This window comes from Holdemania filiformis DSM 12042, assembly GCF_000157995.1.
In the GTDB taxonomy this organism is placed as follows: domain Bacteria; phylum Bacillota_I; class Bacilli_A; order Erysipelotrichales; family Erysipelotrichaceae; genus Holdemania; species Holdemania filiformis.
This window is the reverse complement of the sequence record NZ_GG657556.1, coordinates 461,111-479,417: the sequence shown is the minus strand read 5'-3', so window position 1 is coordinate 479,417 and position 18,307 is coordinate 461,111. Positions and strand designations below refer to the sequence as shown.

Here is an 18,307-nt window from a genome sequence, read left to right as displayed (position 1 = left end):
CGCTAAAACGAACCGGCGTTGTTTTGGATCGTCGCTTCCAGCGTATCGTAACTGGACACGGCGGTATCCAGAAACCGGGCATACGATTCGATGATCTGCTTCTGGGTCTCAAACTGCGCCGCAAATTGATTGAACCGCTGCCGGATGGCCTCAGAACCGTCGCTCTGCCACACCATCGCCAAGTCGTTCATCTGTTTCTTCGCTTCGATCAGCGCGCTGTAAATCTGTTCGTTGCAGACGCGGATAGCACCGGATGTATCCTTAACTCCCGCTAAAGAAATCTTTAAGTTGTCCATTTTTACTTCCTCCCTTTAATTAGCCAGCCGGCTGGCCTGCGCTGCCAGTTCTTCCTGCATCTGCCGGTAGCTGCGCGCCGATGTCTTCAAAAATTCGCTGTACTGCTGCATCAACAGCTCCACTCTTCGAAAATCGTCCTGATAGCCCTGAATCTGTGTTGTAAAGGCCAGATTGTCCCGGCCGATCCAGGTGTTGGCCGCCATCAGCTCAACGCGTTCATACAGCCGCGCTACCGTCCTTTCCACCTCCTGACGCAGTTGTTCGATCTGTCCGGCACACGCTTCCAGCCGGGTGGGTTCCACCGCAATCGTTCTCATTGTGTTCTCCTTTCTGCACGCCCCTAGTATTAATATTGCGGTTTTTTTGAAAAAGCCCCCTAAAAAATGGAAAAAAGTTTAAAAAAGTTAAAAAAAATCCTGTCTGATTTATTTCAGACAGGATTTCTGGTTACGCTTCGTGATTGATTTGAGAGATAATCGAGTCGATCCGTTCGCCTTTTTCCAGCGAATCGTCGAGCTTGAAAATCAGATCCGGCACCTTGCGGATCGAAAGCCGCTTGCCCAGCTCCGAGCGGATAAAGCCCTTCGCCCGGTTGAGCGCCTTCAGGCCCGCTTGCTTGCGTTCTTCCTTGCCTAAGAAAGAAACGTAAATCGTTGCGTAGGAGTAGTCGTTGGTCACCTGTACGTCAGTGATCGTGACGAACCCGACGGACGGATCCTTCAGGGAAAACTGAATGATATCCGTGACGTCTTTGAGAATGATCTGCGCTACTCGTTCTTGTTTGACAGACATGAGCGTCCCTCCTGTTTCTTCAGGAAAAGCGTGTCCTTAATTCTGAGGAACCTCCTGATCGGCGTAGGCCTCAATCAGGTCGCCTTCCTTAATATCGTTAAAGTTCATGATCGTTAAGCCGCATTCATAACCGCTGCTGACTTCCTTGGCGTCGTTCTGGAAACGCTTCAGCGAACCCAGCTGACCGTCGTAAACGACGATGCCCTGACGGATTAAACGTACCTTGCAGTCCTTGACCAGCTTGCCGTCGGTTACCATACAGCCGGCGATCGTGCCGATCTTGGAAACCTTGAAGGTCTGGCGGACTTCCGCCTGACCGATGACGACTTCCTCGTACACCGGCGCTAAAAGGCCCTTCATCGCCAGTTCCATTTCCTCCATGGCTTTGTAGATAATGTTGTGCAGACGAATCTCGACGCCTTCTTCTTCCGCCTTTTTACGCACGTTGGCGTCCGGACGGACGTTGAAGCCATAGATTACCGCTTTGGAAGCGCTCGCCAGCATGACGTCGGATTCGCTGATCGTACCGGCGGTCGAACGGATGACGTTAACTTTAACACCCTGCACGTCCAACTTCTCCAGCGAGGACTTGACGGCTTCCGCCGATCCCTGCACGTCGGCCTTGACGATGACCGGAATTTCCTGGACCTCGCCGGCTTCGATCTGACGTGCCAGATCGTCTAAGCTCATCGCTGAGCTGCTCTTGCGTTCCTGTTCGATCTTGGTCTGGGAACGGCGCTCCGCGATCGCGCGGGCCTGCTTTTCGCTGTCGAAAACCTTGAACATATCGCCCGCTACCGGGACGTCGTTTAAGCCGATGATCTCGACTGGCGTCGACGGCTTCGCTTCCTTGATTTCACGGCCGCGGTCGTCGGTCATCTTTCTGACCTTGCCGAAGCAAGCGCCGACCACAATGCAGTCGCCCGTATGCAGCGTGCCGTTTTGAACCAGCAGCGTGACGACCGGTCCGCGACCCTTATCGAGCTTCGCTTCGATGACCGTGCCGGTGGCGTTGCGCTTCGGGTTGGCTTTCAGCTCGCGCATCTCCGCAACGACCTGAATCGTTTCCAGAATATCCTGGACGCCTTCTCCCTGCTTCGCCGAACACTTGACAAAGATCGTTTCTCCGCCCCATTCTTCCGGCAACAAGCCCAGATCTGACATTTCATTCATGACGCGGTCCGGGTTGGCAGCCGGCTTATCCATCTTATTGACAGCGACAATAATCGGAACATCCGCCGCTTTGGCATGGTCGACCGCTTCCTTGGTCTGCGGCATAACGCCGTCGTCCGCAGCGACGACGATGATACAGATATCGGTCACCTTCGCGCCGCGGGCACGCATTGCGGTAAACGCTTCGTGGCCCGGCGTATCCAGGAACGTGATCTTCTTGCCCTGGACACTGACCTGATAGGCGCCGATGTGCTGCGTGATGCCGCCGAATTCACCTTCGACAACCCGCGTCTTCCGGATCGTGTCCAGCAGCGTGGTCTTGCCGTGATCGACATGCCCCATGATCGTAACGATCGCCGGGCGCTGAACCAGATCCGCCGGATTTTCTTCAATTTCATCTTCCAGGCTGTCCTGATCAACCGGAATTTCTTTCTTGACTTCAACACCGTACTCCATGCAGACTAACTCAATCGTTTCATCATCCATCGAGCTGTTGATCGTCACCATCTTGCCCAGCATAAACAGCAGCTTGATGATATCGCTGGCATTGCGGTTCATCTTCTGCGCTAATTCCCCGACGCTGATCCCTTCCTCGTAGGTAATGCTGGTTACGGCTTCCATCTTCGGCCGTGGGTTATAGGAATTATTGGAATTGTTGGATCTGTGGTTATTCCGTCTTCCCGAGTTATTCCTTCTTTGTTGTTTAGCCAATACCTTCACCTCATTTCATAACTGCATCCTGAATAGACCGGGCCAGTCCCTCGTCCAGAATCGCGCATGCGATCCGTTTGGGCTGACCAAGCACGGCCGACAGTTCTTCGGCCGTTCCCTCGACTATCCAGTCAACGCCGTAGAAACGGCATTTATCCTGAATCTTCTTCTGCGCGTTGCTTCCGCAGTCCGTGCAGAGAAGAACCAGCTTCGCTTTGTTTTGGCGGATTGCCGCCATCACGCTGTCCCCGGTTGCGACCTTGCGGGCGCGGGCAGCGATCCCCAGCAAGCCTGAAACCTTGTTATTCACCGAGAACCTCGCGGATTTTATCATAAACCTCTTCGGGGATCTCGCATTCCAGAGCGCGTTTCAGACTTTGCCGCTTGATCGCCAGCTCCAACGCCGCCGCATCTCTTTTCAGATACGCCCCGCGGCCGTTCAGCTTGCCGGTCAGGTCCACTTCCACCGTGCCCTGCGGTGTTTTCACGATCCGCAGCAGTTCCTTTTTCGGACACTGTTCCTGCGTCGCGACGCATTTGCGCATCGGTATTTTCTTCATCGTACTCCCTCCCGTCTTTCCAGTTTATTTTTCTTCGTCGTAGTATTCGTCGAATTCGTCGAAATCGATATCGTCCTCAATCCAGCTGTTCTGCGCTTCCAGTTCTTCCTGACGACGGATTTCTTCCAGTTCTTCCTCTGAATAGACTGGCTTGAATTCGTAGTCCTTATCCTTCTTCAGATCTTTCAAACGCAGCTTGCGGTCATCCTCCCGGACGTTCTTGCGGCGGCGCAGCGGCGCTTTTTCTTCGGTATGCGCCGGGGACTGCGTCGGATCGGCCAGCCGTTCAAAACGGGATACATACTCGCGGCGTTCGCGAACCTCACGCTTGGCCCGGACCGGTTCCTCTTTCTTGACAGGCGCGGCCGGTTTAACTTCCGGCTGGACTTCAGCGGGTTTAACTTCCGGCTGAATTTCCGGTTCCGGTTGGATTTCCGGCTCCGGCAGTGTTTCTTCTTCCGCTATCTCCGGTTCCGGTTCGACTTCCGCTTCCGCCTGCGGTGTTTCAACGACCGCTTCCTGGACGGTTTCCGCTTCCTCAGAAACTTCTGGTGTTTCGATCACAGCTTCCTGCTCGTCATCTGGTTCTGTTTCCACTTCCTGGACGCCGGCTTCTTCCAACTGCTTCGCGATCCGCTGTTCCGCCAGCCGCTTCTGTTCCTCAGCGGCGAACTGCAGCATCATCGTCTTCCAGTCGATGCCCTGTTCCTCAATCTCGCCGGCCGTCTTGATATCGATCCGCATGCCGGTCAGCTTCACGGCCAGGCGGGCGTTTTTACCCTTCTTGCCGATCGCCAGCGACAGCTGGTTATCCTCGACGACGACTAACAGCGAACGCTTGTCCTCCGTCGGCAGCACAGCCAGAATCTGGGCCGGAGCCAGCGCGTTTTTAATCAGCTCGCTGATGTTGTCGCTCCATTCAAAGATATCGATTTTCTCGCCTTTCAGCTCGTCAATAACGACCTGAACGCGGCTGCCGCGCGGACCGATGCAGGCGCCGATCGCGTCGACGTCCGGATTGTTCGACCAGACGGCCATCTTTGTCCGTTCGCCGGCTTCCCGGGCAATCGCTTTGATCTCGACGACGCCCTGGTAAATTTCCGGAACTTCCTTTTCAAACAAACGCTTGACCAGCTTCGCGTCGGAACGGGAAACCAGCACCTGCGCGCCCTTGGTATCCTTGTTGCATTCAGTGATGACGACGCGGATACTCTGGCCTTCAACGTAGCGTTCGCCCGGGATCTGCGCCGCGCGCGGCATCAGCGCCATCGTCTTTCCCAGATTGACGACGACAAACTTCTCCTCAACCGACTCAATCATGCCGGTGACCATTTCGTCCAGCTGATCGATGTATTCATCATAAACCGCCTGCTTCTCCGCTTCGCGGATTTTCTGCTTCATGACGTTTTTCGCCAGCAGCGCGGCGGCCCGGCCGATCTGGCTGATATCGACTTCATGATCGACTAAATCGCCCAGCTGATAACCCTTGTCCTTGACGTCGGCCAGTGCGACTTCCAGCTCCTCGTCCTCGACTTCCTCGACGACGGTATATTGTTGGTACACATGAATCTGACCGTTGGCTTCGTTGATGTCGACGCGGACCAGCACGTCCGGAATGTCGATGTGTTTGCGATAGGCTTTGGCTAAAGCCTCCTGCAGTGCGGCGATGACGATTTCCTTGGTGATCTTGCGGTCATCCTCGATCGTCTGCATCGCCTTCAAAAATTCTTTGAAATTCATTGCGATTTCTCCTCCAAGTCCTTACAATTTCACAGCCAGGCGGATCTTTTCAATTTGATCCAATTCCACCTGAGCCTTGCGGGTTACGGCTTTATCGCGATAGCTAAGGGTCAGGGTGGTTTCATTCATTTCCAGTAAATCGCCGGTGATTTCCATCATTGATTTGACCGGACTTTTTAAACGGACGCAGACATGCTTGCCCAGCGCACCGCGGATTTCCCCGGCGTTGCGCAGTTCACGTTCCGCGCCGGGCGAGCACACCTCCAAAAAGTATTCAAAGCTGATCCAATCGTCATGGGCATCCAGAGCTTCGGAAATTTTCTCCGAAACTAAGGCGCAGGTATCGATGTCCATAGATCCGTCAGCTCTCATCACTGCGATCTGAAGAATCCGGGATTTCTTTTCGTTCACCCATTTCAGATCGTAAAGCTGAATGCCAAGGGAGTCCAGGACAGGCAGAATCAACGTCTTAATGTTTTCTAACTGTTCCATTTTTCTCTCCTTATAACATGAATGAAGGAGTGGCTTTCACCACTCCTGCTGTTTCTTTATGCACTCTTACTATACACAGAAACAGCGTAAAAATCAAGCTTTTTCTGAAATCAAGCCGCGCTTTTCCCCGCGTTTTTCAGAGTTTCTTCTCCTCCGCAACCTTACGGCGGAATTTCAGCAGCCCCAGATACCGCAAAATATACAGGCTCCAGTGCAGCCGCGCGCCGGCGCAGAAGACGACTAAAAAGACGATCACCAGTGTCTGTTCCGGCAGAAAGAGTTTCAAAATCGTAAACACCGGAATAAACAGGATCAGCGCCGCCACCGGAAACAGCTGCGTCAGCGACGCCGCAAACGGCTCCATTTCAATGCGGTAATGACAATGCGGACAGTCGAATTCCCGGATTTCATTGAGCTGGGAAGCCGGGATTTCTTCGTGACAGACAGGACATTCAATTTTCATAGCACCGCTTCCTTCAGAAAGAACGGATTCTCTTCTGTCTCTATTATAACAGGAAAATCCGCCCGCAGGCGGATGATTTCACCGGTTCTTTTCAATGGAGTCCTTTTCTTCCAGATTGCCTGCGCTCCCCGGCACAATGCCGACTCCCGCTTATTCCGTTATCCTGAAAAGCTTAAAACAGACTCAGCTGATTTTCTTCCTGCATGCCCGCCAGCGTGCCCAGCACCTCGAGCTTGCGCATCAGCGTTTGGGAGAGCTGGGTGCGGTTCAACAGATCTTCTTTGGATAAGAACTCGCCCTGTTCCCGCGCCTCGACGATCGACTTGGCCACGTTGGCGCCCAAACCGTCGACTGTCGTAAACGGCGGAATGATTGTTTTGAGATCGTCCGGCAGCACGCGGAATTCCGTCGCCAGGGATTTGTCGATATCAATGTTGGAGAAGCGGTAGCCGCGGGCATACATCTCCAGACAGGCCTCGAACATCGAGTACAGATCTTCGTCCTTTTTCGTGACCTGGCGCTTGGTCTCCGGATTCGACTTCATCGCCTGAATCTCGTCCATCCGCCGCTTGATCGCGTCCATGCCCTTGACCATCGTTTCGATTTCATAGGCGTCGCAGCGCAGCGTAAAGAACGCGACATAGTACCAGTAGGGATGATGGACCTTAAACCAGGCGATGCGGATCGCCATCATGACGTAGGCGACGGCGTGGGCTTTCGGGAACAGATACTTAATTTTTAAGCAGCTGTCGATATACCATTGCGGAATGTTGTTTTCCTTCATCAATTCGATCCATTCCGGTTTTAAGCCCTTGCCCTTACGGACGCTTTCCATGATGAAGAATGAATCTTTCTTCGGCATTCCTTTTTCAATCAGATACGTCATGATGTCGTCACGGCAGCCGATGACGTCATGCAGCGTCAGTCCGCCGTCGATCAGATCCTTGGCGTTGTTCAGCCAGACGTCGGTGCCATGGGACAGACCGGAAATCCGCAGCAGTTCGGAGAACGTGCTCGGACGGGTCAGTTCCAGAATACCGCGGACAAACTTCGTGCCGAATTCCGGCAGGCCGACCGCCCCGGTCGCTTCGCCATACACCCGCGGATCGGCTTTCAGCGCGTCGACGGAATTGAAGATCGACATCGTTTCCGGATCGTTCATCGGAATCGTCGTCGGATCGATCCCGGAGATATTCTGCAGCAGGCGCATCGCCGTCGGATCGACGTGGCCGAGAATATCGAATTTCAAGACGTTGTCATGAATATCATGGAAATCGAAGTGCGTCGTTTTCCATTCGGAATCCGGGTTATTGGCCGGATACTGAACCGGCGTAAAGTCATAGACGTCCATGGAGCTCGGGATGACGATGATGCCGCCGGGATGCTGGCCGGTTGTCCGTTTGACACCCTCACATCCGTTGGCTAAGCGCAGCCGCTGCGCCTGGCGCATGTTTTCCAAGCCCATTTCTTCCGCATAACCGCTGACGTAGCCGAACGCCGTCTTCTGAGCGACCGTGCCGATCGTCCCGGCGCGGAACACGTGATCCTCGCCGAAAACCGTTTTCGTAAAGGCATGCGCCTTGTCCTGATATTCGCCCGAGAAGTTCAAGTCAATATCCGGAACCTTGTCGCCTTCAAAGCCCAGGAAGGTTTCAAATGCGATATCATGGCCGTTGACAATCATCTCCGCGCCGCATTTCGGACATTTCTTCGCCGGCAGGTCAAAGCCGGACTTCACCGAACCGTCGGTGATGAATTCGGAGTGCTGGCAATCCGGGCAGACGTAGTGCGGGATCAGCGGATTGACCTCGGTGATTCCCGACATCGTCGCGACAAACGACGAACCGACCGAGCCTCGCGAGCCGACCAGATAGCCATCTTCATTGGACTTCTTGACCAGCAGATGGGAAATGTAGTAAATAACCGCGAAACCGTTGCCGATAATCGAGTTCAGCTCACGCTCCAGACGTTTCTCGACGATTTCCGGCAGCACTTCGCCATAGGTTTTATGCGCGTTCTCATAACAGATCGTCTTGAGCTTCTCTTCAGAGCCTTCGATGACTGGTGTATACAGCTTGTCATGCACCGGCAGCACCTTTTCCACCTGATCGGCGATTGCGTTGGGGGCTTCGACGACCAGTTCATAGGCCAGCTGGCGATCCTCAACCCAGTCGAACGCCTGAAGCATCTGGTTGGTCGTCAGGAAATGCTGATCCGGCGTCACGGTGCGGGAGCGCCGTTCCTTATCATAGATATACAAAGGATGACGGACCCCGCCGATCCCCTGCGTCTGAATGTAGATATCGCGCAGGATTTTTTCTTCCTTTTTGCAATAATGGACGTCGCCGGTCGCAACGACCGGTTTGTTCAGCTTCTTCGCCGTCCGGATTATCCGCATCAGCACCTGCTTCAGCCGATCGGTATCCGGCAGGGAGTGGGATTCGACCAGCGGGCGGTAATTCTCCAATGGCTGAATTTCGATGTAATCGTAAAAAGCGATCGCCGCTTCGAGATCCTGCTGGTTGCGGTTAGCCGCCAGCTCGAACACCTCGCCGTTGTAGCAGGCCGAGCCGATCAGCAGATTCCCGCGCAGTTCCTGGATGCACCGCCGCAGAATCCGCGGTTCAGCCAGAAATTCTTCGCCGCTGCTTTTGGAATTGGCTTTGCCGAAGACCGCCAGATAATCGGTATTGGACAGCGTAACCAGCTTGAACAGGTCCTTCAGACCGGCCTGGTTTTTAGCGATCACGTTGACATGACGCTTCATAACTTTGACAAACGCCTTTTTATCCTGCAGATTCTGCAGGTCGGCGACAGTCTGCGCGCCGCGGTCCTTGCATTCCTTGATCATTAGCATAAATACGCTCGCCAGCACGTCGGCATCGTAATCCGCGCGGTGCGCGACTTCTTCGTCGTAGGTAATCCGGTAATGGCGGGCGATGTTGCCCAGACGGTAGCTGCGGCGGTCGGAATGCAGCGCACGCGCCAAGTCCAGCGTATCGACGACCGGATTGGTCAGCGGCGCCATGCCGATGCGTTTGAGTTCTTCATTGAGGAAGTTGTAGTCAAAGGTCGCGTTGTGCGCGACCAGCACTTTATCGCCGATGAAATCGACCAGCTCCTGCGCCACCTCCGCAAACGGTTTGGCCTGGGCGACGTCTTCGTTGGTAATGTTGGTCTTTTCTGAAATAAAAGCGTTGATCGGTACCGGCGGCTTGACGAACAGCTGTTTGGTTTCCTTGATCTCGCCCCGTTCGATCACAACCGCGCCGAATTCGATGATGTGATCAAAGCTGCACGATAAGCCGGTGGTTTCCAAGTCATAGACAACATACGCCGTATCGCTCAGCGAATCGGCACGCGGATTGCGGATAATCGTCAAGAACTCGTCGACCATGTTCATTTCAACGCCGTAGAGAATTTTAAATTCGCGGTCCTTGTTGCCCTTGAGCAGCTTGGCGGCGCAGCTCTGCGCCTTCGGGAACGCCTGGCAGGCCATGTGATCCGTGACCGCGATCGCGCGGTGTCCCCACTTAAACGCCTGCGTCACCAATTCCTCGACTTCACAGACGCCGTCCATTTCCGATTTATTCGTGTGACAGTGCAGCTCGACGCGCTTGACGTCGGCCGTGTCCTGTTCCTCTTCCTTCTTTTCCAGCTTAACGATATCGTCCGGGAAAAACACCAGCTCCTTAGAAAAGGAATCATAGCGGACTGAACCGTACACCCGCACGTCGTCCCCGACGCCGACCTCGTTCAGCTTTTCCTTCGGACAGCGGGCGCTCTCAAACCGCTTGCAGGTAATCGCGTCGTCGTTATCCTTGACGTAAAGCGTCTGGATCTCGTTGCCGGTCTTTTTGATCGTGATCGAATCCTTCTCAAAAATCGTACCGGTAAACTGCACGTTCTGGATCTCATCGTTGATTTCCTTTAACGCCAGCACGGTATAATCTTCCATCTTTGTACGCCGTGAACGATAGCTTGGCTTATCCGCGGAATACGCCGGCTTGGCCTGCGGCTTCGGCGCTTCCTTCGGCATCTTCACTTCGATCTGAGTGAAGCTGGCCGCCCGGCAGGAAAACTCAAAATCATAGCTGACGCCGGCGTTCTGCATGAAGTGATCAAGCTCTTCCCGGCAGGCCAGCGCCTGCTGCTTCAGCGTTTCATCGGTAAACAGACAGTCGACAACCTGATCCTTCACCGTCGGGATCGCGTCCCTTAAGCCCTGACCATAGCGCGAATGTTCGCTGAAGTATTTGCAATATTTCAACATCTCGCCGGAATCCAGATCGCAGACGTCCGCGCTGATCCGCAGCTCCACCGGACAGCCGATCAATTGGATCAGACCGTCATTAAAACACTGCAGCTGTTCCAGCGGCAGCGTCCGCGGCAGCTGAAGCTCCAGCACGACTTTCTTTTTCGCGGCGATAAATTTACAATGCGTGATTTTCCCCTGTTCAAAATAAGCGCCGTCCAGACCTTCGATCTGAACCTTGCTTAACGTTTCTTTTAATTCGATTGTTCCCATTGGCGCATCTCCATCCTGTTCCTGGGTATCATTCTACCATTTTTCACCTTGAAATAGAATTGAAATTATCTTTCATCAGACTGATGGGTAATTGATAGGACATTCTGAAAATCAACTTCCTCTAAAGTTACTTTTTTCATTGCAACCCAAAATTGGCTGAATCAGAACCGCCTTCGCAGCTAAACTTTTCCAGGCAAAGGAATTTTCCAGGAATAAAACAGTACCAATCTTCCTCTGACCTCTCTGATTTATTCGTTTCCCTGCTCGTAAAATTAAACGTCATGTCCGATTTACTTTGAAATGAAAAACGAAGCCCGTTTTTCATTTCAGGCTTCGTTTTTAACTTACTTTTTAAAGAGAGGCGACAACTTCTCCGGCAATCCGGCCAAATGTCAGCGTTCTGCCAATCGCGACGCCGACAATGTACTCCGGATAATTATGAGCGAAGAATCCGCCGCTGCAGTCACCCGCTGCATACAGTCCTTCAATCGGCTCACCTTCGGTGTCCAAAACATTCATACGAGTATTGATCCGCAGTCCGTCCAGCGTACACAGGATCGTCGCTCCCTGACGGGCTCCATAGAATGGCGCTTTATCCAGTGCCAGCATCCGGTAGCTTTCCTTGCCGAAGTCTTCGTCCTCACCCTGGGCGCAAAGTTCGTTGTAGCGGTTGACGGTGGCGACAAACTGATCTGCCGGTATATGCAATTTTTCAGCGAGTTCTTCTAAAGTATCGGCCTGCTGAACATAACCGCCTTCGATTAATCCATGCAGCAAGCCTTCTGCCGATTCGTGATCAAAGATCTGCAACAGGCCGCCGGACTGGCTCGGCTCAATGCGGGCGCAGCCAATTTGATACATCTGTTTTACATGTTCATGCCAGTTGCTGTCAAAAATCGTATTGTATAACCGCTTAGGCTGCAAACTTCCTGCATGAAGCATGAAATCATACGGCAGACTTTCATTCACAAAGCGTTCGCCTTTCAGATTCACCTTTAAAAACGGATGCGATCCAAAAATCAGATAGCCAAAGTCATCCCAGTTTCCATCGATAAAACGATCCGGCTGAATTGCGCCGCGATCGAATAACATGGCGGTCCCGTCGTCGTCTTTCGCCGCGCCGATCCAGACAGCCGCTTTTATTCCATCGCCGGTATTGTAGCCATGAGAATCCGTACTGGTAATGGATTTATAGGCGGTAGGATTCAATTCCTTGAGCATTTCCTTATCCGCGGAATAGCCGCCGCAGCACAGGATCACACCTTTGGAAGCGTTGATGCGAATGTAGTCCTCACCATTTTTCGCGATAACACCCGTCACCCGTCCGCCTTCTTTTCGTTCAATCTGAACAAGCGGAGTTTCATAGCGGATTTCTACTCCAAGACTCTTGATATAATCAACGACGGGCATGAAGTAATCGACAGTTTCATGCGTCTCATCATTTTGCAGATTATGCATCGTCGGAAATATCTTGTAGCTGCCATGGCTGCCATGACCAATGTCCCACTCCATGTGCATTTTTGTACCTGGGACCTTTTCCGCCATCAAATCAGCCAGCCAGTCGATCATTTCCCCAGAACGGTCAGCCCATAACTGAATCAGTTTCTGATCCGCCCGGCAGGAAGCATATTTCATCAATTCTTCTACCAGCTCCTGCTTATCGAAATCCACACCGGCTGCTTGCGCGGCCTTGCTTCCAACTGCTCCCAGCCAATGTCGTTCTGTGCCATGGATAAGAAGTTTTTCAATCATCAGAACCTTGGCGCCTTGTTCAGCCGCTGACGCCGCCGCAAAAAGGCCTGCTCCGCCGCCGCCGACAACCAACACTTCAGTTTCAACCGTTTCCTTAATTTGATCCTCGGCAATTTTAGCCGGGGCTTCGTTCCATTTTAAAGCAGCCTGTGTTTCTGGTTTCGGTGTTGTCTGGTTTGTTGTTTCACCGGTTGAGCAAGCGGTTAACAGCCCCATTGCTGCGGCGGTAACGGCCGTTGCCGCGCTCCCTTTCAGAAATTCGCGGCGGGTAATTTCTTTTCTATTCATATTTTTCTTTCCTCCTGATTACTAGTTTATTCACAAACTAAATTAAAAAAAGGGTAAAAATTAAGAATGATTCAACAAATTCATTCTTAAAAACTACCCCTTTAAAATAAAACCGATACGTTTAAAATTCCTTGATCCGCCAGTTTAGCTTGTATTTTTTCGGCTTCTGCAATTTCTTTTTCATTTTGACAAATCAAATCTACCTGCCAGCGCGTTAAGTAAAAGCGGCCAAAGCGAAGCAATGATTGCAACACGTATTCGTCGAGCGTAACTGCATTGTACGCTTCCGCCTGATTTTCATATTTCATAAAATCCATTGGCAAGAGGATCCGCAATGTCCAGTTATAACGAACAGCCCATCGCATCAGAAGATCGTAGCCAAACATCACTAACGGCTGAATTGATTCAGTTTCCATGTTTAAGGTATCTGTCAAATCCACGGTCACGGTCAACATTTTTCTCAATACCGTTTCACTCATCGCTGAGAGGCGCTGATATTTTCGATACATCATGGAATCCATCGGTTTCTCAAATAAATTATTCTCTTTTCTGAATTTTGAAAGCAGCGGTCTGATTTGACTTTGATCCAAGACTGAATATTGAGACGGCGCCGCCCGCCAGCGCTGTTTCCACTGACTCGGTGAACAGCCATACATCTCATGGAAATTGCGATAAAAGCTTTTACGATCGCTGAATCCACAATCCAAAATGAGATCTGTAATGTTCATATCACTAAAAAACAGTCGTTTTTCTGCCTGTTCCAACCGCAGCTTCATCACATAATCCATAAACGACATACCAAATACTTCTTTCCATAAAGTACTCAAATGTTGCGGCGTGACGCCTGCAGCCTGCGCCGCTTCTCTTAAAGTAATTTTTTCATGAAGATCCTTCCGCAAATAACGCAGGACTTGAAACAGCCGGTCTTTCTTTTCTATCGACATATACTGATAATATTTCAGCTGATCATTAAACACGGTATATTCTAAACAAAGCAGCGATAAAATGAAATCAGCCTGGCAGCTTAACGCTTTATCCTGCGGCTCTTCTTCCATAATGAAATTAAGGCAATCGGAAAGAAAAATCTGGTCGCGGCCGGATTGAAAGGTATCGCTGCGATCCTTCCAACGCAGTGTTTCCGCTTTAAAAATCAAGTCTTGTATTTCTGGATAGAACGTTGCCGCACGCTCGGCGTCGATTTGTATAACCTGGACCAGACAGCCCTGATCACTTCGGCACTGCCCCAGCGTATAGCGGTTAACAATCAAGAATTGACCTTCTTTCACCTTTTCAAAAGAAGCGCCGAGTTTGACTGTCATTTCATTTTTCAATACATAAAACAAATAGAAAAACTGCTCCGAATAAAAAAGCGCAGTTGACTTCATCTCCAATACTCTGGTTCTTACAATCGCTTCCATCCATCATCCCTCTTACCTAGTATAACTGATAACCGCATCTTTGCCGAGAACTTTTCCTGTCTCCTTTTTTGACCTGCCGATTGTGCGTCATTCCGATTTACCTTGCTTCACAGAAAACACCTTGTCAAGCAGCTCGGTCCGTGTTTTGATAAATTTTTAATCCGCATGCGCTGAATTCCGGGCAAAGTGCTGCCCAACGAAAAAAAACCGATTCAAAGCATTCCTGCGAACCGGTTTTTATCAGATTTCAGCGCAAACCTGGATTTATGAATCAGAAGATCCCGCTCAGCAGGGAAGCAACCGCTTTTGCCAGCATGCCGAACAGCGAGAAGTCGTTGCCGGCGTTGATCAGCATCCAGTTGGCAATCGTATGCGAATACGCCAGCGCTGAAAAGCCCACCATAACGACCATCACCGCCGCAGCGACAAATGTCCCGATCACCGCGCCGCGCAGACCGCCCTGGCCTTCGCCCAGGATTGCCGCCGTGCCGCACTCGAAGAACGAGGTGATAACTAACGGAACCAGCATAATGCCGAAGACCTGCGTCGCGTTGCAGATCAAAATCAAAACAGTCGAGGTGATCATCGCAACGACAAAGCCGATCAGCACCGCGTTCGGTTTATACGTGAACAGCATCGGGCAGTCGTAAGCCGGAATTGCATTCGGAACGACTTTCTCCGAAATTCCCTTAAATGCCGGAACGATCTGGCTGATCAACATGCGCACGCCCTGCAGCAGCAGGATTAAGCCCGCGCCGTAATTCAATCCCTGCGCAATCGCCACGACGACGACGTTTTCCCCTTCTGCCAGCATCGTCGGAATCGTCAAGCCGACGATCACAAACATCACAAAGATGACCAGGCAGCCGGTGATGGAAATTTCACGGAAGAACGACAGCGCCTTGGGAATTTGAATGTCCTCCGTCGATTTTTCCTTGTTGCCGACTTTGGAGGCGACAAACCCGGAGATCAAGCCGAGATAACCGGTCGGATGTCCCAGCAGGAAGCTGTTGTCCTGGGTGACCGCAAACGTGTATTTCTTGAGTGCCCACGGCATCAGCGACCAGTATAATGCGGAACAGATTGCCCCGAAGAGAATCAGCGGCATTCCGCGCAAACCGCCTTCGACCCCGGCGGCCACAAAGATAAATGGGAACCACCAGAGCATGTGGCCGGTTAAGAAGATCGTTTTAACCGGCGTGAAACGGGCGATCAACAGATGCAGGATCATCCCGATAAACATCGCCATGCCGATATCGCCGCCGAAAGAGGCGGTGAAGGTCGCGTCGTTCAGACCTTCGGCAACGGTGCCGTTCAGCGACTGAAACGCCGTGTTGATCGGCAGGATCGACTGCACCAGCATCGAAACACCGGTGTTCAGGATGACCATGCCGAAGGCTGTCATCAATGCGCCCTTAACGATCGTGCCGAATGGTTTTTTCTGCAGAGCCAGTCCGAGGGCTGCGATCAAGCCCAACAGAACCGGCGGATTACGAAAGATACTGTTAATTATAAAATTCATCAATTCCATGGTGTAAATCCCCCTTTCGATTTACTGCTTATCCTTGAGAAACTGGCGGACCTGACTTTCTACTTCAGCCAGATCCATGTAGCGGGTAACGGCCAAAACAGGAACGGAGACACTTTGCGATAATTCCGGCTGCAGCTGCGGACTGGTAAAAATAACATCGCAGTCCGTACTGTGAGCCGAGGTCAGATCGGTGTTTTCGACTTCGACGTCCAATCCCAGCTTGTCCGCGACTTTCTGTAAGCTCATCGCCAGGATCAGACTGGACCCGACCCCGAAACCGCACACGGCGACAAATTTCATTTCGTTCACCTCCTTTGTTGAACAATTTATCTAAGACTCATCCTGACGGATCAATCTCAAGATCTCCTCAGCACTGCCCTGGCACAGCTTGTCAATGTTGGCCTGATCGTACAGAATCTCAGTCAGCTCGGCTAACGCGCGGATATGCGAAGTGCTGTCCACCGTCGCCAAAACCGCAAACAAATTGACAGGCTTTCCCAACAGATCGACGGCTTCCTTCACGGCAAGAATCGCCATGCCCAGCCGGTGGACATGCAAAGCTCCGCTGGCATGCGGCAGCGCAAAGCGGTCGGCCAGCACAATATAAGGACCATACTTCTCAATCGAAGCGATCATTTCCTGAATGTATTCCGGATCGATGCTCCCATCAAGAACCAAAGGCTGCGCCGCTTCGGCAATCGCGGACTGCCAGCTGTCAACGTGGTTTAAAACACGGATTTTATCGGATGTGATCAGTTCTTTCAACATAGGACTTCCCCTTTCTTCTTTATGTTTATAGAGCAGAGCTTCCAACTCTCTGACAAGCGCCGGCCGGTTTTGAATTTCGCAATACTTTTCGATAATTTGCAATAACGGCTGAACTTCCGGTACCGAATCAGGCATTGAAATCCCTGTGCATTTCTCCATTAACAGACAGACGTCCTGACGATTCAGCAGCGGGTTGACCTGAATCAACTTATCGTCATAACCCGCAATCGGCATCGTGGACACAATATAATCATACGCGGCTGTGATCTGCGGCAGGCGCTGCAGCGATACCTGATCGACGATCTGGATCAGCGGCACGCTTTGTTCGATCTGAATCTGAAGCATTTTGGAAACCATCAGCCCCTGCGGGCAGACAAGCAGAATCCGGCTGCGCATGCGCCGGTGACTTTCCTGGCTGCGCAGCACACCGCCGAAATAAGCGGTGAGAAAAGCAATTTCTTCTTCCCGGATGCCTTTGAATTCAGGGAATATCTGTTCGTCCTCCAGAATCAGGCGGATCATCGTAAACAATTCAAAATAGCGGGATTTAATCTCATCCAGGCAGAAATTCCGAATCGGGAACTGAAACTGAATCCGGTAATAAGAAGCTAATAGATGCTGGGCAATGCTGCGGCGGATCATTTCCCGGTCTTCAATGACCACCGCCATCCGGCTTTCAAAACAGGTGATCAGCCGCGTCACGCCCTGATCCACGATCGTCTGTTTTTCACCGGCATCCAGCGTTGTCAAGGAGCTGATAAACGCCGTGAGATAGGCAGCTTCCAGCGGATCGGCGATGTTTAAGTCCTCCGCCACGGATTGACGGTAGCGGAAGGCTTGGGTTTCCTGCGTCCAATCTGAGCGGATCCGGCATTGTCTGGCCATCCGCAGCCGGATGAACCGAAGCATCGCTGAAAGCAATGCCATTGAATAATCCGCTAATCCAAGCTCATTTTTCTGATTAAACGACAGGATTTCATCGCTGATGCGGTTGATCAGGTTGTTATCGTTATACAGACAGTAAAGGAAACGATCGCGAATTTGATTTTCATCCCCGCGAATCTGATAGGTTCCCTCATCATAACGCAGCTCAATGCCCTGCGCGTCCAGCTGGTCGCGAAGCTCGTTCATCAAATAGGTCATCGTGGAATGACTGATCTGAAGCTTCTGTTCCATCTGTTCCTGACGGGGAAAATCATCGCACAGGATTTTATAGAGGATAAATTCCAGTTTTTCTTCCGTTCCCTGCTGCGTAAGTTCCTGATTGGCAAGCATTTGGCTGACGCGCTGGAGATCACCGACCATGACTAACTGCCCGGCAACTTTTTTCAGCTGCGCGCAATGACGCAGACTATAATTAATTTCTTCAATGTCATAGTAGAGCGTGCGTTTGGAAATCTTCAGTTTCTCCAACACCGTTTCAAAAGGAAGGCCCGGCGACCGCAGAATCCAGCGGATCAGCTCGCTTTGTCTTTTCTTCATGGTTTCTCCTCTTCTTTATTATTCCTTAATTATTATAGAGGGACAAGAACGGCTTCTTGCACAGAAAAGCTAAACGATTGCACGGTCTGAAGGGATCCGCCTCCTGTGCCGGCAGATCAAACCGCTGTAAATAAAGAGCTTCTGTTTACCGGGTTCAGGAATAGTTTTAGCGGATTGAAACGAAAAAAAGGAGCGGGTTTCCGCTCCTCTTCGGACTGACAGATTGAAATCCTTATTTGTTGTTCTGACGGTTGCTCTGGTTGTTCTGACGATCGGATTGGTGCTGACGATCGCTGTTGTTCTGCTGGAATT

16 protein-coding genes are annotated in these 18,307 nt (G+C 51.6%); all 16 read right to left on the bottom strand.

The window, feature by feature from the left end; translation table 11 throughout:
- Window positions 1-2: 2 nt before the first annotated feature.
- Complete coding sequence (locus tag HOLDEFILI_RS08085) at window positions 3-296, bottom strand: pore-forming ESAT-6 family protein (RefSeq protein WP_006059095.1); 294 nt, start codon at window positions 294-296, stop codon at window positions 3-5.
- Between the two features lie 15 nt (window positions 297-311).
- The gene (locus tag HOLDEFILI_RS08080; RefSeq protein WP_006059094.1) at window positions 312-614 is read right to left on the bottom strand and encodes a WXG100 family type VII secretion target; all 303 of its coding nucleotides are present in this window, start codon (window positions 612-614) and stop codon (window positions 312-314) included.
- A gap of 130 nt (window positions 615-744) precedes the next feature.
- A complete protein-coding gene (gene rbfA / locus HOLDEFILI_RS08075) occupies window positions 745-1,089 on the bottom strand; it encodes a 30S ribosome-binding factor RbfA (protein ID WP_006059093.1) in 345 nt (114 codons plus the stop codon).
- A 36-nt stretch (window positions 1,090-1,125) separates the two neighbouring features.
- A complete protein-coding gene (gene infB / locus HOLDEFILI_RS08070; protein WP_039864347.1) occupies window positions 1,126-2,973 on the bottom strand; it encodes a translation initiation factor IF-2 in 1,848 nt (615 codons plus the stop codon).
- A gap of 10 nt (window positions 2,974-2,983) precedes the next feature.
- Entirely contained in the window at window positions 2,984-3,283 is a 300-nt protein-coding gene (locus tag HOLDEFILI_RS08065; protein WP_006059091.1) for a L7Ae/L30e/S12e/Gadd45 family ribosomal protein, read from the bottom strand.
- Window positions 3,276-3,533, bottom strand: a complete 258-nt coding sequence (gene rnpM / locus HOLDEFILI_RS08060; RefSeq protein WP_006059090.1) for an RNase P modulator RnpM — start codon at window positions 3,531-3,533, stop codon at window positions 3,276-3,278. The genes HOLDEFILI_RS08065 and rnpM overlap by 8 nt, the downstream gene beginning before the upstream one ends.
- A 24-nt stretch (window positions 3,534-3,557) precedes the next feature.
- Entirely contained in the window at window positions 3,558-5,273 is a 1,716-nt protein-coding gene (gene nusA, locus HOLDEFILI_RS08055; protein ID WP_006059089.1) for a transcription termination factor NusA, read from the bottom strand.
- A gap of 21 nt (window positions 5,274-5,294) precedes the next feature.
- On the bottom strand, window positions 5,295-5,765 hold the full coding sequence (locus tag HOLDEFILI_RS08050; RefSeq protein ID WP_006059088.1) for a ribosome maturation factor RimP: 471 nt from the start codon (window positions 5,763-5,765) through the stop codon (window positions 5,295-5,297).
- Window positions 5,766-5,901: 136 nt separating this feature from the next.
- Window positions 5,902-6,228, bottom strand: coding sequence for a paraquat-inducible protein A (locus HOLDEFILI_RS08045; protein WP_006059087.1), 327 nt, complete (start codon window positions 6,226-6,228; stop codon window positions 5,902-5,904).
- 172 nt (window positions 6,229-6,400) lie between these two features.
- Window positions 6,401-10,756, bottom strand: coding sequence for a PolC-type DNA polymerase III (locus tag HOLDEFILI_RS08040; RefSeq protein ID WP_006059085.1), 4,356 nt, complete (start codon window positions 10,754-10,756; stop codon window positions 6,401-6,403).
- 351 nt (window positions 10,757-11,107) lie between these two features.
- Window positions 11,108-12,796, bottom strand: a complete 1,689-nt coding sequence (locus HOLDEFILI_RS08035; protein WP_006059083.1) for an FAD-dependent oxidoreductase — start codon at window positions 12,794-12,796, stop codon at window positions 11,108-11,110.
- Between the two features lie 101 nt (window positions 12,797-12,897).
- Window positions 12,898-14,214: a helix-turn-helix domain-containing protein gene (locus HOLDEFILI_RS08030; protein WP_006059082.1), complete on the bottom strand. Its 1,317-nt coding sequence runs from the start codon at window positions 14,212-14,214 to the stop codon at window positions 12,898-12,900.
- 271 nt (window positions 14,215-14,485) lie between these two features.
- Window positions 14,486-15,745, bottom strand: a complete 1,260-nt coding sequence (locus HOLDEFILI_RS08025) for a PTS ascorbate transporter subunit IIC (RefSeq protein WP_006059080.1) — start codon at window positions 15,743-15,745, stop codon at window positions 14,486-14,488.
- 21 nt (window positions 15,746-15,766) lie between these two features.
- Entirely contained in the window at window positions 15,767-16,045 is a 279-nt protein-coding gene (locus HOLDEFILI_RS08020; RefSeq protein ID WP_006059079.1) for a PTS sugar transporter subunit IIB, read from the bottom strand.
- 30 nt (window positions 16,046-16,075) lie between these two features.
- A complete protein-coding gene (locus tag HOLDEFILI_RS08015; protein ID WP_006059078.1) occupies window positions 16,076-17,995 on the bottom strand; it encodes a BglG family transcription antiterminator in 1,920 nt (639 codons plus the stop codon).
- Window positions 17,996-18,111: 116 nt separating this feature from the next.
- On the bottom strand, window positions 18,112-18,307 hold a 196-nt coding region (locus HOLDEFILI_RS20065; RefSeq protein WP_208854957.1), incomplete at its 5' end, for a hypothetical protein.

What these genes read in the sequence shown, in the direction of transcription:
- HOLDEFILI_RS08085 (WP_006059095.1), bottom strand. Translation starts at nt 296, where the DNA reads ATGGACAACTTAAAGATTTCTTTAGCGGGAGTTAAGGATACATCCGGT.
- HOLDEFILI_RS08025 (WP_006059080.1), bottom strand. Translation starts at nt 15,745, where the DNA reads ATGGAATTGATGAATTTTATAATTAACAGTATCTTTCGTAATCCGCCG.
- HOLDEFILI_RS08015 (WP_006059078.1), bottom strand. Translation starts at nt 17,995, where the DNA reads ATGAAGAAAAGACAAAGCGAGCTGATCCGCTGGATTCTGCGGTCGCCG.
- HOLDEFILI_RS08035 (WP_006059083.1), bottom strand. Translation starts at nt 12,796, where the DNA reads ATGAATAGAAAAGAAATTACCCGCCGCGAATTTCTGAAAGGGAGCGCG.
- rnpM (WP_006059090.1), bottom strand. Translation starts at nt 3,533, where the DNA reads ATGAAGAAAATACCGATGCGCAAATGCGTCGCGACGCAGGAACAGTGT.
- HOLDEFILI_RS08080 (WP_006059094.1), bottom strand. Translation starts at nt 614, where the DNA reads ATGAGAACGATTGCGGTGGAACCCACCCGGCTGGAAGCGTGTGCCGGA.
- rbfA (WP_006059093.1), bottom strand. Translation starts at nt 1,089, where the DNA reads ATGTCTGTCAAACAAGAACGAGTAGCGCAGATCATTCTCAAAGACGTC.
- nusA (WP_006059089.1), bottom strand. Translation starts at nt 5,273, where the DNA reads ATGAATTTCAAAGAATTTTTGAAGGCGATGCAGACGATCGAGGATGAC.
- HOLDEFILI_RS08045 (WP_006059087.1), bottom strand. Translation starts at nt 6,228, where the DNA reads ATGAAAATTGAATGTCCTGTCTGTCACGAAGAAATCCCGGCTTCCCAG.
- HOLDEFILI_RS08040 (WP_006059085.1), bottom strand. Translation starts at nt 10,756, where the DNA reads ATGGGAACAATCGAATTAAAAGAAACGTTAAGCAAGGTTCAGATCGAA.
- HOLDEFILI_RS08050 (WP_006059088.1), bottom strand. Translation starts at nt 5,765, where the DNA reads ATGGAACAGTTAGAAAACATTAAGACGTTGATTCTGCCTGTCCTGGAC.
- HOLDEFILI_RS08020 (WP_006059079.1), bottom strand. Translation starts at nt 16,045, where the DNA reads ATGAAATTTGTCGCCGTGTGCGGTTTCGGGGTCGGGTCCAGTCTGATC.
- HOLDEFILI_RS08030 (WP_006059082.1), bottom strand. Translation starts at nt 14,214, where the DNA reads ATGGAAGCGATTGTAAGAACCAGAGTATTGGAGATGAAGTCAACTGCG.